12 protein-coding genes and 6 tRNA genes are annotated in these 15,464 nt (G+C 66.0%); 12 read left to right on the top strand and 6 right to left on the bottom strand.

Annotation, left to right across the window (positions count from 1 at the left end):
- Positions 1-290 precede the first annotated feature (290 nt).
- From ppx to KVS69_RS07495, 5 genes are all read right to left on the bottom strand, one after another.
- On the bottom strand, positions 291-1,817 hold the full coding sequence (gene ppx, locus KVS69_RS07515; RefSeq protein WP_095364536.1) for an exopolyphosphatase: 1,527 nt from the start codon (positions 1,815-1,817) through the stop codon (positions 291-293).
- Between the two features lie 125 nt (positions 1,818-1,942).
- The gene (ppk1, locus tag KVS69_RS07510; protein ID WP_093533246.1) at positions 1,943-4,024 is read right to left on the bottom strand and encodes a polyphosphate kinase 1; all 2,082 of its coding nucleotides are present in this window, start codon (positions 4,022-4,024) and stop codon (positions 1,943-1,945) included.
- Positions 4,021-5,361 (bottom strand): phosphate regulon sensor histidine kinase PhoR, encoded by a 1,341-nt coding sequence (phoR, locus tag KVS69_RS07505; RefSeq protein WP_068849559.1) that lies wholly within the window; start codon positions 5,359-5,361, stop codon positions 4,021-4,023. Before phoR ends, ppk1 begins: the two co-directional genes overlap by 4 nt.
- 18 nt (positions 5,362-5,379) lie before the next feature.
- Positions 5,380-6,069, bottom strand: a complete 690-nt coding sequence (gene phoB, locus KVS69_RS07500) for a phosphate regulon transcriptional regulator PhoB (RefSeq protein ID WP_068849561.1) — start codon at positions 6,067-6,069, stop codon at positions 5,380-5,382.
- A 112-nt stretch (positions 6,070-6,181) separates the two neighbouring features.
- Positions 6,182-7,822, bottom strand: coding sequence for a M48 family metalloprotease (locus tag KVS69_RS07495; protein ID WP_095364538.1), 1,641 nt, complete (start codon positions 7,820-7,822; stop codon positions 6,182-6,184).
- Positions 7,823-7,929: 107 nt separating this feature from the next.
- Here KVS69_RS07495 and grxC point away from each other — a divergent pair, with 107 nt between their 5' ends.
- The 3 genes from grxC (at position 7,930) to KVS69_RS07480 (ending at position 9,813) form a co-directional block, all read left to right on the top strand.
- The gene (grxC, locus tag KVS69_RS07490; RefSeq protein WP_217537645.1) at positions 7,930-8,226 is read left to right on the top strand and encodes a glutaredoxin 3; all 297 of its coding nucleotides are present in this window, start codon (positions 7,930-7,932) and stop codon (positions 8,224-8,226) included.
- Positions 8,223-8,615, top strand: a complete 393-nt coding sequence (locus KVS69_RS07485; protein ID WP_217537644.1) for a carboxymuconolactone decarboxylase family protein — start codon at positions 8,223-8,225, stop codon at positions 8,613-8,615. Before grxC ends, KVS69_RS07485 begins: the two co-directional genes overlap by 4 nt.
- A gap of 190 nt (positions 8,616-8,805) precedes the next feature.
- The gene (locus KVS69_RS07480) at positions 8,806-9,813 is read left to right on the top strand and encodes an isocitrate dehydrogenase (protein ID WP_217537643.1); all 1,008 of its coding nucleotides are present in this window, start codon (positions 8,806-8,808) and stop codon (positions 9,811-9,813) included.
- A gap of 184 nt (positions 9,814-9,997) precedes the next feature.
- On the opposite strand, the gene KVS69_RS07475 is transcribed toward KVS69_RS07480, so the two are convergent.
- A complete protein-coding gene (locus KVS69_RS07475; protein WP_068849571.1) occupies positions 9,998-10,756 on the bottom strand; it encodes a Bax inhibitor-1/YccA family protein in 759 nt (252 codons plus the stop codon).
- A 162-nt stretch (positions 10,757-10,918) separates the two neighbouring features.
- On the opposite strand from KVS69_RS07475, the gene KVS69_RS07470 reads away from it, so the two are divergent.
- From KVS69_RS07470 to clpX, 9 genes are all read left to right on the top strand, one after another.
- A tRNA-Pro gene (locus KVS69_RS07470) sits at positions 10,919-10,995 on the top strand.
- A 46-nt stretch (positions 10,996-11,041) separates the two neighbouring features.
- A tRNA-Arg gene (locus KVS69_RS07465) sits at positions 11,042-11,118 on the top strand.
- Between the two features lie 47 nt (positions 11,119-11,165).
- A tRNA-His gene (locus KVS69_RS07460) sits at positions 11,166-11,242 on the top strand.
- Between the two features lie 84 nt (positions 11,243-11,326).
- Positions 11,327-11,402 (top strand) — tRNA-Lys (locus KVS69_RS07455).
- A 179-nt stretch (positions 11,403-11,581) separates the two neighbouring features.
- Positions 11,582-11,657 (top strand) — tRNA-Lys (locus tag KVS69_RS07450).
- Positions 11,658-11,781: 124 nt separating this feature from the next.
- Positions 11,782-11,866, top strand: a tRNA-Leu gene (locus KVS69_RS07445).
- Positions 11,867-12,057: 191 nt separating this feature from the next.
- Positions 12,058-13,353, top strand: a complete 1,296-nt coding sequence (gene tig, locus KVS69_RS07440) for a trigger factor (RefSeq protein WP_068849573.1) — start codon at positions 12,058-12,060, stop codon at positions 13,351-13,353.
- 65 nt (positions 13,354-13,418) lie between these two features.
- Complete coding sequence (gene clpP / locus KVS69_RS07435) at positions 13,419-14,045, top strand: ATP-dependent Clp endopeptidase proteolytic subunit ClpP (RefSeq protein ID WP_038690153.1); 627 nt, start codon at positions 13,419-13,421, stop codon at positions 14,043-14,045.
- Between the two features lie 125 nt (positions 14,046-14,170).
- Positions 14,171-15,460 (top strand): ATP-dependent Clp protease ATP-binding subunit ClpX, encoded by a 1,290-nt coding sequence (clpX, locus tag KVS69_RS07430; protein ID WP_068849575.1) that lies wholly within the window; start codon positions 14,171-14,173, stop codon positions 15,458-15,460.
- The last annotated feature ends 4 nt before the right edge of the window (positions 15,461-15,464 follow it).

Raw genomic sequence — 15,464 nt, 5'->3', positions numbered from 1 at the left:
GCCCCCGCGTCCCTCGAAAACCAGCCCAAATGGGCCGGTGATTCGATCTTAGTCCCAGTCGTTAAGCCGGTGTAAAGCTTTTTGCCAAAAAAAATTCACCTCTTCGTAACCAAAGAGAAAAATTTCCTTATGCATCAATGGATTGTGAAGTTTTGCTGAATCTGTCCGATGTATCTGGATATGTCGCAATGTATCCGGATGCTGCGACGCAGCACGTGGATCTGCGCACACCGTCACGTATGGTGGCGCAGTGTCTGTAGCGGCAGCGAGGCGGGTGCCGCGGACGCGGCTCAGGCCACGAACGGGCGGAACTGGACGCCGAGCCCGGCCATGCCGTCGGTTTCGCCGATCAGGTCGGCGCGCAGCAGTGGGCGGGCATCGATGTAGGCCTGCGGCAGGATCAGCGACATCCGGCTGTCGTCCGCGCTGAGCTCCAGCGCCGGCACCGGGGTGTCTTCATGGGCACGGTTGAGCAGCACCGCCAGCCGGAGCAGGGCGGTCATGCGCCGGGCCGGCAGCAGCAGGCGTTCGGGCAGGGCATCGAACGCGGATTTGGAGACGTTGCGGCGGTGGCTGCGCACCAGCGCGGCCAACAGCTGCTGTTCCTGGCGCGAGAAGCCGGCGATGTCCGAGTTCTCCAGCACGTAGCTGCCATGCACGTGGTAGCCGCTGTGGGCGATCATCAGGCCCAGCTCGTGCAGGCGCGCTGCCCAGCCGAGCATGCGCGCGTCGTCCGGGTCCAGGTTCCAGCTGCCTTCGACCTGGGCGAACAGGTCCAGCGCGGTGCGCTGCACGCGCGCGGCCTGCACGGTATCGATGCCGTAGCGCAGGGTCAGCGCGTCCACCGATTCGTCGCGCAGGTCGTTCTCGCTGGCGCGGCCGAGGATGTCGTACAGGATGCCTTCGCGCATCGCCGCCTTGCTGACCAGCAGCTTCTGCAGGCCCAGCGCCTGGAACGCCGCTTCCAGCACCAGGATGCCGCCGGCGATGATCGGCCGACGGTCGGGCGACAGCCCGGGCAGGTTGATGTCCTCGATGCGCTTGGCCTTGAGCAGCTCATCGCGCAGCTGCGGCAGCGCTTCGGCGGTGATCGCGCCCTTGCTCAGCTTCATGGTGGCGCAGATTTCGCTGATCGCCTTGTGCGTGCCTGACGAGCCCAGCGCTTCGTGCCAGCCCAGCGCGCGGTATTTGGTGGCGAACTGCTGGAACTCGGCGCCGATCTCGGTCAGCGCATCCTTCCAGCGCCGTTTGCTCAGCTTGCCGCCCGGGAAGAAGCGCCGGGTGCTGGCGATGCAGCCGGCCTGCAGGCTTTCGCGCTCCAGGGTCTGCATGCCCTGGCCGATGATGAATTCGGTGGAGCCGCCGCCGATGTCGATCACCAGCCGGCGCTGGTCCGGCTTGGGCGGCTGCGCATGGGCCACGCCCAGGTAGATCAGGCGGGCCTCTTCGCGCCCGCTGACCACTTCGATGGCATGCCCCAGCGCGGTTTCGGCCGGCATCAGGAACGCCTGCGGCGAGCGCAGCTGGCGCACGGTGTTGGTAGCCAACGCGCGCACGCGTACCGAAGGAATGCCACGGATGCGCTGGCCGAACCGGGCCAGGCACTCCAGCGCGCGCTGGCGCGCGTCGGCCGACAGGCCGCCCTTGCCATCCAGGCCATCGGCCATGCGCACGGTCTCGCGCAAGCGGTCGACCACGCGCAGCTGCCCGAGCGTGTAGCGCGCGATGACCATGTGGAAACTGTTCGAACCGAGGTCGACGGCGGCGAGCAGGTCGCCATCCTGCAGGGCGGGCGGAGTCGTGGAGGTATGCGGCATTTGCGAATGGTAGCCGAAGGGTGGGTCGCGGCGTCACCGCACGGCCTTCACATGATGCGACCGGAGGCCGCACCGTACGAATCCCGACCAACGGTCGGGATCTACCCGGGTTGTAGATCTTCGATCTACAACCCTTGCATCAACGCCATCTGCGCCGAGTGCGGGGGCTGGTCGGGGCCGGGGCTGCATTTGCGGTACTCGCCGTCGGCGTGCAGTTCCCAGGCGTTGAGGTTGTCGTCCAGGTAGTTCTGCAGCACATCGCGGTAGACCTTGCGGGCCAGCTCCGGGTCCAGGATCGGGAAGCAGGTCTCCACCCGGCGCAGCAGGTTGCGCTCCAGCCAGTCGGCGCTGGCGCAGTACAGCTCGGACGCGCCGTCGTTGCCGAACCAGTAGACGCGGCTGTGTTCCAGGAAACGGCCCACGATGGAACGGACCCGGATGTTGTCCGAGACCCCCGGTACGCCCGGGCGCAGCGTGCACGCCCCGCGCACGATCAGGTCGATCTGCACCCCGGCCTGCGATGCGGCATACAGCGCACGCACCACCTGCGGTTCGTTGAGGGCATTCATCTTGGCGATGATCCGCCCCGGGCGGCCGTTCTGGGCCAGGTGCATCTCGCGCTCGATCCGCTGCAGCAGCCCGTCGTGCAGGGTGAACGGCGACTGCAGCAGGCGCTTCAGGCGCGTGCGCGGGGCCAGCCCGGACAGCTGCTGGAACAGCAGGTGCACGTCGTTGCCGATATCGGCATCGGCGGTGATCAGGCTCAGGTCCGTGTACGCCCGCGCGGTGCCGCTGTGGTAGTTGCCGGTGCCCAGGTGCACGTAACGGCGCAGCTTGCGGCCCTCGCGGCGCACGATCAGCAGCATCTTGGCGTGGGTCTTGTAGCCCACCACGCCGTACACCACCTGCACGCCGGCTTCCTGCAGGCGGTCGGCCAGGCCCAGGTTGGCTTCCTCGTCGAAGCGCGCGCGCAGCTCCACCACCACGGTGACGTCCTTGCCGTTGCGTGCGGCCTGGATCAGCGCATCGACGATCAGCGAATCCTTGCCGGTGCGGTACAGCGTCTGCTTGATCGCCAGCACGTTCGGGTCCACCGCGGCCTGCTTGATCAGGTCGAGCACGGCGGTGAAGGCGTCGAAGGGGTGGTGCAGCAGCACGTCCTTGCGTGCCACCACCTCGAAGATGCCGTCGCTGTCGCGCAGCGTGCGCGGGCTCATCGGCGGGTACTTGAGTTCCGGTCGGGCCAGCAGGTCGTACAGCTGGATGACACGGTTGAGGTTGACCGGGCCATCGATGCGGTACACCGCGTTCTCGGTCAGGCCGAAGTTCTGCAGTAGCGTGCGCACGATGTCGCGCGGACAGTCCTGGGCGATTTCCAGCCGCACCGCCGGCCGGTAGCCGCGATCGACCAGCTCGTCGCGCAGTGCCAGCGCCAGGTTTTCCACTTCTTCCTCGTCCACCACCAGCTCGGAATTGCGGGTCACCCGGAACTGATAGGCACCCTGGACTTCCATGCCCGGGAACAGTTCGCCGACGAAGGTGGACAGCACCGAGGACAGGAACACGAAGGTCTGCGGCCCGCCCAGGGTCTGCGGCAGCTGGATGATGCGCGGCAGCGAGCGCGGCGCGCGCACGATGGCCAAGTGGCCGGCGCGGCCGAACGCATCGGTGCCCTTGAGCACCACCACGATGTTCAGCGATTTGTTGAGGATCTTCGGGAACGGGTGCGAAGGATCCAGGCCCAGCGGCGACAGCACCGGCATGATCTCGTTGCGGAAGTAGGCGCGCAGCCAGCGCTTCTGGCGGTGGTTCCAGGAGTGCCGGCCCAGCACGTCGATGCCGGCCTCGTGCAGCGCGGGGCGCAGCGTGTCGTTCCAGCAGCGGTACTGCTGGTCCACCAGCTCCGCGGCGCGGTCATGGATGGCGTTGAGGATGGTCTGCGGCGCCATCCCATCCGGCGCCGGCGGCAGGCCGAATTCCTGCGCGTGGCGCACCGCGGCGGCGCGGATCTCGAAGAACTCGTCCAGGTTGGTGCAGGAGATGCACATGAAGCGCAGCCGCTCCAGCACAGGTACCTGCGGGTCCATCGCCTGGGCCAGCACGCGGAAGTTGAAATCCAGCTGCGACAGCTCGCGGTTGATGTACAGGGCCGGGTCGCGCAGTGGATCGGTTTCCGCCGGCATGGCGATGGGAACGAGGGTGCTCATGCGGAGGAGTCTTCTGCAGAGGAAAGGGTGGCCACGTCAGTGCGCTCGCGCACGTGGTCGGCATCGAAGTGGCACGAGAACACGCTGCCCTTGCCGACCTCGCTCTGGATCTCCAGGCGCGCGTGGTGCAGGCCCAGGATGTGCTTGACGATCGACAGGCCCAGCCCGGTGCCACCGCTTTCGCGCGAGCGGCTGCTGGAAACGCGGTAGAAACGCTCGGTCAGGCGCGGCAGGTGGGTGGCGGGAATACCATAGCCGGTATCGCGTACCGCCAGCACCACGCCGTGGCCTTCGCGGGCCAGCTCCACCTCGACCCGGCCGCCGGCCGGGGTGTAGCGCACCGCGTTGGTGACCAGGTTGGAGAAGGCACTGTGCAGTTCCTTGTTGGAGCCCTGCAGGTCCACCCCGGCGCTGTCGATCACGCTGATCTGGTGGCGGCCCTGGCTGTGCGCCTCGGCTTCGCGGCGCAGCGTGGCCAGCATCGGCGCCATCGCCACGGTTTCTTCTTCGGTGTGTTCCTGCGATTCCAGCCGCGACAGGGTCAGCAGGTCCTCGACCAGCTGGGCCATGCGCTGCGACTGCCTGCGCATTTCCTCCAGCATCGGCCCGGTGCCGGGGAAATCCTCCGGCTCCATCATGTCCAGGTAGCCGTGCACCACCGTCAGCGGCGTGCGCAGCTCATGCGAGACGTTGGCCACGAAGTCGCGGCGCACCTGCTCCAGCCGCAGCAGCTTGCTCACATCGCGCGCGATCAGCAGCCAGTAGTCCGGCGAATAGGGAATCAGGCGCAGGTTGAGCCGGATCGCCGGATCGACCGGGGAGGGCACGTCCAGGATCGGTTCGGCATTGCGGCCGCCGGCCAGCCAGTGCGCCAGCGGCATCGGCTGCAGGCGCGCGACCAGGGCCTCGCCCAGGTCGCCGGGATGGTGCAGGCCGAGCAGCGTGGTGGCCGATTCGTTGAACCACTGCACGCGCTGGCTGTTGCGGTCCACCACCACCACCGCATCCGGCAACGCGGCGGCAGCCGCGCGGTAGCTGCGCAGCATGTCCAGCAGGCGCCGCTTGCGCGTGCGCATTTCCAGCTGGTTGCGGTACAGCAGCCGGTCCAGTTCGTTCCAGACCCCGTTGCCGCCGCTCATGTCCCAGCGCTGGCGCGCGGTGAGCCGGCGCAGCACCTTGCGCAGCCGCCAGTAGTGCCAGGCCAGCGCACCAATGGAGGCCAGTGCGATGCACATCCACACATGCCCGGTGGCGAGGCCCACCAGGCCGGCGGCAAGCAGCAGCACGGCGAGGGTGGCAAGGGTTTTCAACCAGGCGGAGCGGATGTGGCGCGGCATTGCGGTCCAAGGAAAAAATCAGGTCGAGGTCGAGAACCGGTAGCCTGCACCGCGCACGGTCTGCACCATGTTTTCAGCGCCGAACGGTTCCAGCGTCTTGCGCAGCCGGCGGATGTGCACATCGATGGTGCGCTCCTCCACATATACGCTGCCGCCCCACACATGGTCCAGCAACTGGGCACGGGTGTATACGCGCTCGGGGTGGGTCATGAAGAAGTGCAGCAGGCGGTACTCGGTCGGGCCGATCGGCACCGGCTGGTCGCCGGCGAACACCCGGTGCGCGGCACCGTCGATGCGGATGCTGCCCACCGCCACGCTGCCGTCCTCGTCGTCGTCGCGCGCCCGCCGCATCACGGCGCGGATGCGGGCCAGCAGTTCGCGGGCCGAGAACGGTTTGACCACGTAGTCATCCACCCCGGCTTCGAGCCCGCCGACGCGGTCGTTCTCTTCGCCGCGCGCGGTCAGCATGATGATCGGCACCTCGCGGGTGAGGGCCTCCTTGCGCCAGCGCCGGGCCAGGTCCAGCCCGCTGGTGCCCGGCAACATCCAATCCAGCAGGATCAGGTCCGGCACGCGGTCGGCGATGGCCGTCTGCGCTTCGCGCGCGTCACCGGCGTGGATCGGGTCGTAATCACCCTTGCGCAGGGCAAAGGCGACCATTTCGCGGATCGCGGGTTCGTCATCGACGATCAGGATGCGTTTCTGCACGTGCCCACCGTATTGCTCATCAGACCGGGATTGAGCCCAGTAGACTACGGTTTCATGACATGTTTGTGACGGCCATGAGGGCATTGCCATCCCACGGTCATCCGGGCGCGGTTCAGCGCCGTTCCAGCTCCGGGTCGTTGATGCCCTGCCGGCGCATCTCCAGCACGGTGGGGGTGATGCTTTCGATCCGCGCATCCACCCGGGCCCGGCCCACGTAATCCAGTGCGGGCTGCTTCTTGAGCGCCTGCAGCTGCATCAACGCCTGCTCCGGCCGGCCGTTCAGGAACGCGGCCTCGGCGTAGGCCTCGCTGGCGCGCAGGGTGTCGCCGGCCAGCTCGCTGGCGCGGGCATAGCGCTGCTGGAACACCGGATCGTTGCCGCTTTGCGACAACAGCGGGCGCAGCATCGCCTGCGCGCGCTGGCCGGCTTCGCGCCCGCCCTGTTCGTTCAGGATCTCGGCGTAGGTCAGCGCCACCGGGCGGCTGCCGGGGTGCTGGCGCAGCAGCGCGTCGAAGCGGGCGTTGGCCTGGGCCGGCTGGCCCGAGCGCGACTCGGACTCGGCCAGCGCCAGTGCCACCCACAGGTTGTCCGGGTGGTCCTTGAGCAGTTCGGTGAGGTCGCGCCGGGCCTCGGCCGCACCGCTGTTGCGCAGGCGTGCCAGGGCCAGCCCATAGCGCTGGGCGTCGTTGAGGCCGCTCTTCTGCGCGCGCTGCAGGTTCTGGTACTCGGTGGCCAGCTCGCCCGGGGTATCGGCGCTGAGCACGCGCAGGCGCTCGCGCGCCCACTCGAACTGGCCAGTGCCGCCCCGGCTCAGCGAATTCACCGAGATCTGCATCGAGGAAGGCAGCAGCGGGTTGGTGCGCCGGACCAGCGGGTCGGACAGCGCCGGGTCGGCCGGGTCCACCCGTTCCTGGCGCACCCCGCCGGGCACTTCGGTGGTGAGCAGCACCGTGTCCTTCTTCATCTGCTCGGCGCGGGCCTTGGCTTCGCTGATGCGGGTGGTGTTGACCGGGTGGGTCTGCAGGAAATCCGGTACCGAATAGCCGCCGGCATTGCCGCGCATCGAGGCGGACATGCGTTCGAAGAAGCCGGCCATCGCATCCACGTCGTAGCCGCTGCGGGCCAGGGTGCGGATGCCCAGGCGGTCGGCCTCCGATTCGTTGCTGCGGGTGTAGTTGATCTGGCGTTGCTGCATCAGCCCCATGCCGGAGGTGATCGCGGCCATGGTGGCATCGCCGGAGGAGTTGCCGCCAGCCTGCTGCGCGGCCACCACCGCCGCCAGCATGCCCAGCAGGATCGGGATCTGGTCGCGCTGGGCCCGTTCCACCCCGCGCAGCACGTGCTGCTGGGTGACGTGGGCGATTTCGTGGGACAGCACCGCAGCCACCTCGTCCTCGCGTTCTGCGGTCAGCACCAGCCCGGCGTTGACCCCCACGTAGCCGCCCAGGGTGGCGAAGGCGTTGATCTGCCGGTCCCGGAGCATGAAGAACGTGTAGGACTGGCGCGGCTGGGCGCTGTTGGAGCCCAGCCGCGCGCCCATGGTCTGCAGCCAGTCGTCCACCAGCGGGTCATCCAGCAGGAAGCCGTAGTTGCGCAGCTCGCGCAGCATCATCCCGCCGTACTCGGCCTGGCGCGCCGGGGTCAGCAGTTCACCGGCCGACGAGCCGATGTCCGGCAGCTTGCTGTCCTGGGCCGACGCCAAGGGGGCGGCCAAGGCCAGGGTCAACGCGGCAGAGAGCAGCAAAGGGCGCAAACAGGAACTCCTGGGGCTGCGGGTGATCCGCAGTGTTGCGGTGATGACATGGAAAATCCAGCGCAGGGCTACCATATACAGACACTCGTTCTGCCGTGGAGTTTCCCGTGAGCCAAGATGTCGCTTCCAACCCGGGTGGGACGCCGCCCATCACCATCTATTCGACTGCCGTCTGTCCGTACTGCGTGGCGGCCAAGAACTTCCTGAAGAGCAAGGGCCAGAGCTGGACCGAGGTCCGCATTGACCTGGACCCGGTCGAGCGCGAGAAGATGATGGCCAAGACCCGCCGCACCAGCGTGCCGCAGATCTTCGTCGGTGAATTCCATGTGGGCGGGTACGACGACATGATGGCCCTGCACCGCGAAGGAAAGCTTGAGCCGCTGCTGAACGGGGAAGGCGCATGAGCGCTGCGGACGACGCCAGCAAGGACCGGATCGCCGAGTTCACCGAGTTCCGCCAGCGCATGAACCAGCGCATCCTGGGTGAGCCCAACCAGGTGGTGCGGCGCTTCTTCGCGCTCGACACCCAGACCTACCAGGCCGGCGCGCTGGATGTGAAGACCAAGGAGCTGCTGGGCCTGGTCGCCTCGATGGTGCTGCGCTGCGACGACTGCATCAGCTACCACGTGGCCCAGTGCAAGGACGCCGGGGTGACCCGCGAAGAGTTCTTCGAAACCTTCTCGGTCGGTTTGGTGGTGGGCGGTTCGATCGTGATCCCGCATCTGCGCCGGGCCGTGGACTTTTTGGACCAGCTGGAAGGCGGCGCTGCAGCCCCGGCCGTCCACGAACATTGATGCATGGCGCCGCCCGACCAACGGTCGGGCGCTACCCGGGTGCACCGTGGGCCGGCCAACGGCCGGCGCTACCTTGGTCTATTTGGGGTCCGGGGGCTGGCTGGGGCATAATTGCGGGTGAAACTTCCCTTGCGCCGACGCTCCGGACCCCGGACCCACGGCGCTCCCCCTCGGTTCGGAAACAGATCAAATGACGCAGAAAATCACGGTCATCCGCGGTGACGGCATCGGCCCGGAGATCATGGACGCCACCCTGTTCGTGCTCGGCAAGCTGGACACCGGCTTTGAGTACGAAGATGCCGACGCTGGCCTGGTCGCGCTGGAAAAACACGGCGACCTGATGCCGGCCTCCACCCTGGAATCGATCGCACGCAACAAGATCGCCCTGAAGAGCCCGCTGACCACGCCGGTCGGTGGTGGCTTCACCTCGATCAACGTCAGCCTGCGTCGCCACTTCGACCTGTACGCCAATGTGCGTCCGGCGGTGTCGTTCCCGAACACCAAGTCGCGCTTCGGCGACGGCGTGGACCTGGTCACCGTGCGTGAGAACACCGAAGGCGCCTACCTGGCCGAAGGCCAGGAAGTCTCGGCCGACGGTGAAACCGCGTTCTCCGGCACCCGCATCACCCGCAAGGGCTCCGAGCGCATCGTGCGCTACGCCTTCGAGCTGGCCCGCAGCACCGGCCGCAAGAAGGTCACCGCCGTGCACAAGGCCAACATCATCAAGTCGACCTCGGGCCTGTTCCTGGCCGTGGCGCGCGAAGTGGCGGCCAAGTACCCGGACATCGAGTTCCAGGAAATGATCGTCGACAACTGCTGCATGCAGCTGGTGATGCGTCCGGAGCAGTTCGACGTGATCGTCACCACCAACCTGTTCGGCGACATCATCTCCGACCTGTGCGCCGGCCTCGTCGGCGGCCTGGGCCTGGCCCCGGGGGCCAACATCGGTGAGAACGCGGCGATCTTCGAAGCCGTGCACGGCACCGCCCCGGACATCGCCGGCCAGGGCAAGGCCAATCCGTGCGCGCTGCTGCTGGCGGCCGCGCAGATGCTGGACCACGTCGGCCAGACCGACAACGCCGAGCGCCTGCGCAAGGCGATCGTGGCCACCCTGGAAGCCAAGGACTCGCTGACCGGCGACCTCGGCGGCACCGGCAACACCATGGGCTTCGCCCAGGCCATCGCCAGCCGCCTGTAACCGGGCGCTGTAGAGAGCCGCCGGTAGAGCCGACTGTTAGTCGGCTGCTCCACAGGTAGAGCCGACTGTCAGTCGGCTGCTCCAAAAAAAAGGGCACCCCATCGGGTGCCCTTTTTCGTTGCGTTTACGTGCGGTCGAACAGCAGCCGACTAACAGTCGGCTCTACCGGCGTTGATGCTACGCCTCAACGCTGCTGCAACTTCGACAGCAACCGCAGGAATTCCACATACAGCCACACCAGGGTGACCATCAGCCCGAACGCGCCGTACCACTCCATGTACTTCGGTGCGCGCGCGGCGGCGCCGGTTTCGATGAAGTCGAAGTCCAGCACCAGGTTCAGCGCGGCCACCACCACCACGAACAGGCTGAAGGCGATGCCCAGCCAGCTGGCTTCATGGATCACCGGCACGTTGATGTTGAAGAAGCTGAGCACGAACGAGGCCAGGTACAGCAGCGCGATGCCGCCAGTGGCTGCGACCACGCCCAGCTTGAAGTTCTCGGTGACCTTGATCAGGCCGCTGCGGTAGGCCGCCAGCAGGGCAAACAGGGTGCCGAAGGTGAGCAGCACGGCCTGGAACACGATGCCCGGGAAGCGCGCTTCGAACACCGCCGAGATCGCGCCCAGGAAGAAGCCTTCCACCAGCGCGTACATCGGCGCGGTGACCGGCGACCACTCCTTCTTGAACACCGTCACCAGGGCCAGGACCAGCCCACCGATGGCGCCGCCGATGGCATAGATCATCGCGCCCGGGGCGATCTGGCCGTCGGCGCCGATGGTCTGGCTCCAGGCGAAGGCAGCAGTGAGCACGGTCAGCAACAGCAGGATGCCGGTCTTGTTGACCGTGCCGTTGATGGTCATCACCTGGTCGGGCGAGGTCACCACCGAGCCGCTGGCCAGGTCGAGGAACGTCGACTCCGAAAGTGCGGGATTGCCGCTGCGCATTGCCAATCTCCTTGAAGGGTAGGGGTAGGGCCGTCCGGCCGCTGCAGAAAGCATAGCGCCCGATCACGAATGTGAAAAACCTTGTGAAAACCGTTGACAGATGCCTCGCCGATTCCCACAATAGCCGACTCTTTCGGGGGGAACCTCGAGGGATCAAACCACCGGGGTATAGCGCAGTCTGGTAGCGCGCCTGCTTTGGGAGCAGGATGTCGGGGGTTCGAATCCCTCTACCCCGACCACATCCCGCTGCTCAAAACGGGATGGGAATGCGACAATCCGGTCCGGGCGCCCGTAGCTCAACTGGATAGAGCACCGGCCTTCTAAGCCGGCGGTTACAGGTTCGATTCCTGTCGGGCGCACCATCGGTGCAAGCGTCAGGATGTTTCAAACGAATAAACAGGTTTCAGTGGTGGCTGTAGCTCAGTTGGTTAGAGTACCGGATTGTGATTCCGGTGGTCGGGGGTTCGAATCCCCTCAGCCACCCCACTGATTTGAAGGGCCCGTTTCACCGGAAGTGGATCGGGGTTGCAAAAAAAGGCGCAAACGCTACACTATGCGCCTGGGATTTCAGGGCTGTTAGCTCAGTTGGTAGAGCAGTTGACTCTTAATCAATAGGTCCAAGGTTCGAATCCTTGACAGCCCACCAAGACAGAAGCCGCCTGGTTCGCCAGGCGGCTTTTTTCTTGCCTGCGATCCGGTATGGCGCGGACACGCATGGCGTGACCCTGCGCGGTGCCCGCCCCCGTCGTCCGCGTCTGAACCATGTCCGCAGAAACCCCTTGCAACCCCGTGCGGCATTGCGTCATAATTCGCCTCCCGATTTTCGGGCTGTTAGCTCAGTTGGTAGAGCAGTTGACTCTTAATCAATAGGTCCAAGGTTCGAATCCTTGACAGCCCACCAAGACGAAAGCCATCCGGTCCGCCGGGTGGCTTTTTTCTTGCGCGCGATCCGGTATCGCGCGAACACGCATGGCGTGTCCCTACCGGCGACCTGCTTCCGGTCTTCACGTACAATGCGCACCAGCGCGAAAGTGGCGGAATTGGTAGACGCCCTGGATTTAGGTTCCAGTGCCGCAAGGCGTGGGGGTTCGAGTCCCCCCTTTCGCACCAGCTGACAGGGCAGGGGACTCCCCTGAACACGCCCCGGAATGACGTTCCCGGCACCCTGCTGGCGGCGCTGGCCGTTATCGGCCAAACTACAGGGCTGCGGCGGGCAGGCGCGTCCACGACCCCGCGTTCTCAACCCGTTTCATCCAATCACATCGTGCCGGGGGCGTCGCCACCGGTTGGCAGGAGTCAACATGCAAGCTTCGATCGAATCCACCGGCAATCTGGAACGCCGCCTGACCTTCTCGCTGCCGGAAGACCGCCTGCAGACCCACATCAGCGGCCGCCTGGGCGAAATCGCCCGCACCGCGCGCATCAAGGGCTTCCGCCCGGGCAAGGTGCCGGCCAAGGTGATCGAGCAGCGCTTCGGCCAGCAGGTTCGCAGCGAAGCCGTTGACGGCCTGCTGCGTGAGACCTTCGATGCCGCCATCCGCGAGCACGAACTGCGCATTGCCGGCGCGCCGCGCATCGACAAGGGCGACGCAGGTGAGTTCTCCTTCGTGGCCACCGTCGAGCTGGTGCCGGATTTCGGCGACGTCGACGTCAGCAAGCTGACCGTCGTGCGCCACACCGCCGAGATCAACGACGCCGACATCGACCAGATGATCACCAACCTGCGCGAACAGCGCCGCAGCTGGAGCCCGGTGGACCGTGGCGCCCAGGAGGGCGACCTGGTGGCGCTGGAAACCTGGTCGCAGGCCGGCGATGAGCGCCTGCCGGCCGAAGGCACCGAAAAGGGCAGCGTGGTGGTGGGCCAGGGCATGATGTTCGAGCAGATCGAACAGGGCCTGGTCGGCCTGGCCAAGGGTGAAGAAAAGACCCTGGACGTGGAGTTCCCGGCCGACTGGCGCGTGCCGGCGCTGGCTGGCAAGCAGGTCAAGGTCACCGTCAAGGCGGTGGACGTGTCCGCGCCGGTGCTGCCGGAGGTGGATGCCGAGTTCATCAAGAGTTTCGGCGTGAAGGGCGGCGACGTGGAGCAGTTCCGCAAGGACATCCGCGCCAACCTGGAGCGCGAGCTCAAGGGCGCCCTGATGAATCGCCTGCGCCGTGAAGTGGGCGAGCAGCTGATCGCCGCCTACGCCTCGGTCGAAATGCCGCCGCGCCTGGTCGACAACGAAGCCCGCGCCATGCTGGCCCAGCAGGTCGAGCAGATCCGCCGCAGCGGCCGCAACCCGGGCGAAATCCCGGCCGACGCCCATGAAGGCTTCAAGGACGCGGCCGCCAAGCGCGTGCTGGTCGGCCTGCTGGTCGGCGAAGTGGCCCGCCGCAACGACCTGCGCCTGGACCCCAAGCGCCTGAACGAAACCATGCGCCTGATCGCCTCGACCTATGAAGAGCCGGAGCAGGTCATTGAGATGTACCGCAACGACCCCCAGCTGATGAGTGGGCTGCAGAACCGCGTGATGGAAGAGCAGGTGATCGACTGGATCGCCGAGCGCGCCCAGCACACGGAAGAGCAGTTGTCGTTTCAGGACGCGATCCGCCAGTAAGCGGCCCGCGTTTTACGCCCCGCGCCCCGGCGCGGGGTCGTTCCCCCCAAAATAGGTGCCTCACAATGGACAACCGAACCACAGCCCTGAACATGGTTCCGATGGTGGTCGAACAGACCAGCCGCGGCGAGCGCGCCTATGACATCTATTCGCGCCTGTTGAAGGAGCGCCTGATCTTCCTCGTGGGCCCGATCGATGATCACATGGCCAACGTGGTGGTGGCGCAGCTGCTGTTCCTGGAAGCGGACAATCCGGAAAAGGACATCAGCATCTACATCAACTCGCCCGGTGGCGTGGTCACCGCCGGCATGGCGATCTACGACACCATGCAGTACATCAAGCCGGACGTGAGCACCATCTGCGTCGGCCAGGCCGCCTCGATGGGCGCGCTGCTGCTGGCCTCCGGCGCGGCCGGCAAGCGTTACGCGCTGCCGAATTCGCGCGTGATGATCCACCAGCCGCTGGGCGGTTTCCAGGGCCAGGCCACGGATATCGACATCCACGCCCGTGAGATCCTGACCCTGCGTTCGCGCCTGAACGAAGTGCTGGCCAAGCACACCGGCCAGTCGCTGGAGACCATCGCGCGCGATACCGAGCGCGACAACTTCAAGAGCGCGGCCGATGCGGTGGCTTACGGCCTGGTCGACCAGGTGCTCGAGCGCCGTCCGGAAGAGTCGATCACCCCGGCCTGATGTGCCGCCAGGCCGGGAAACCGGCCTGTTTCCGCAGGGTCGGGCTGGACTGGCGTCCTCCCGACCCTGTGCTATTCTCGAATCGAACCCCCGTTCAGCGGGTGGGGTAACTGGGTAAGCGAAGCATGAGCGAAGACCGCCAAGGTCGTTCCACGGAAACCGGCAAGATCCTCTACTGCTCCTTCTGCGGAAAGAGCCAGCACGAGGTGCGCAAGCTGATTGCTGGGCCAAGCGTGTTCATCTGCGATGAATGCGTGGAGCTGTGCAACGACATCATCCGTGAAGAGCTCGAGGAAAAGGCGCAGTCGGCGCGCAGTTCGCTGCCCAAGCCGCGCGAGATCCTCGAAGTCCTGGATCAGTACGTGATTGGCCAGAACCGGGCCAAGCGCACGCTGGCCGTGGCCGTGTACAACCATTACAAGCGCATCGAGAGCCGCCAGAAGAACGACGAAGTCGAACTGGCCAAGTCCAACATCCTGCTGGTCGGTCCGACCGGTTCGGGCAAGACCCTGCTGGCCGAAACCCTGGCCCGCCTGCTCAACGTGCCGTTCACCATGGCCGACGCCACCACGCTGACCGAGGCCGGTTACGTGGGCGAGGACGTGGAAAACATCATCCAGAAGCTGCTGCAGAAGTGCGATTACGACGTCGAAAAGGCGCAGCAGGGCATCGTCTACATCGATGAAATCGACAAGATCTCGCGCAAGAGCGAGAACCCGTCGATCACCCGTGACGTGTCCGGCGAAGGCGTGCAGCAGGCGCTGCTGAAGCTGATCGAAGGCACCGTGGCCAGCGTTCCGCCGCAGGGCGGTCGCAAGCACCCGCAGCAGGAATTCCTGCAGGTGGACACCAAGAACATCCTGTTCATCTGCGGCGGCGCGTTCGCCGGGCTGGACAAGGTGATCCAGGCCCGCTCCAACGATTCGGGCGGCATCGGGTTCGGTGCCAAGGTCAAGAGCTCCGAGCGCAAGCAGGAAGTGGGCAAGGTGCTGGCCGAAGTCGAGCCGGAAGACCTGATCAAGTTCGGCCTGATCCCGGAATTCGTCGGCCGCCTGCCGGTCGTGGCGACCCTGGAGGAGCTGGACGAAGCGGCCCTGGTCAGGATCCTGACCGAGCCGAAGAACGCCATCACCAAGCAGTTCAAGAAGCTGTTCGAGATGGAGCACGTGGAGCTGGAGTTCCGGCCGGACGCCCTGTCGGCCATTGCCCGCAAGGCGCTCAAGCGCAAGACCGGTGCCCGCGGCCTGCGTACCATCGTCGAATCGGTCCTGCTGGACACCATGTACGACCTGCCTTCGGCAGAAAACGTCAGCAAGGTGGTGGTGGACGAATCGGTGATCGAACACAAGTCCGAGCCCTACCTGATCTACCAGACTCCGCCGGCTCCTGAACAGAAGGCCGCTGGCGCTGAATAATCCA

This window comes from Stenotrophomonas sp. GbtcB23, from assembly GCF_019091045.1.
GTDB classification, from domain to species: domain Bacteria; phylum Pseudomonadota; class Gammaproteobacteria; order Xanthomonadales; family Xanthomonadaceae; genus Stenotrophomonas; species Stenotrophomonas rhizophila_A.
This window is presented reverse-complemented; position numbering and strand designations above follow the sequence as displayed.

Coding starts and splice junctions, on each gene's coding strand:
- ppk1 (WP_093533246.1), bottom strand. CDS start 4,024: ATGAGCACCCTCGTTCCCATCGCCATGCCGGCGGAAACCGATCCACTG.
- tig (WP_068849573.1), top strand. CDS start 12,058: ATGCAAGCTTCGATCGAATCCACCGGCAATCTGGAACGCCGCCTGACC.
- KVS69_RS07480 (WP_217537643.1), top strand. CDS start 8,806: ATGACGCAGAAAATCACGGTCATCCGCGGTGACGGCATCGGCCCGGAG.
- ppx (WP_095364536.1), bottom strand. CDS start 1,817: ATGCCGCATACCTCCACGACTCCGCCCGCCCTGCAGGATGGCGACCTG.
- clpX (WP_068849575.1), top strand. CDS start 14,171: ATGAGCGAAGACCGCCAAGGTCGTTCCACGGAAACCGGCAAGATCCTC.
- KVS69_RS07485 (WP_217537644.1), top strand. CDS start 8,223: ATGAGCGCTGCGGACGACGCCAGCAAGGACCGGATCGCCGAGTTCACC.
- clpP (WP_038690153.1), top strand. CDS start 13,419: ATGGACAACCGAACCACAGCCCTGAACATGGTTCCGATGGTGGTCGAA.
- KVS69_RS07475 (WP_068849571.1), bottom strand. CDS start 10,756: ATGCGCAGCGGCAATCCCGCACTTTCGGAGTCGACGTTCCTCGACCTG.
- phoR (WP_068849559.1), bottom strand. CDS start 5,361: ATGCCGCGCCACATCCGCTCCGCCTGGTTGAAAACCCTTGCCACCCTC.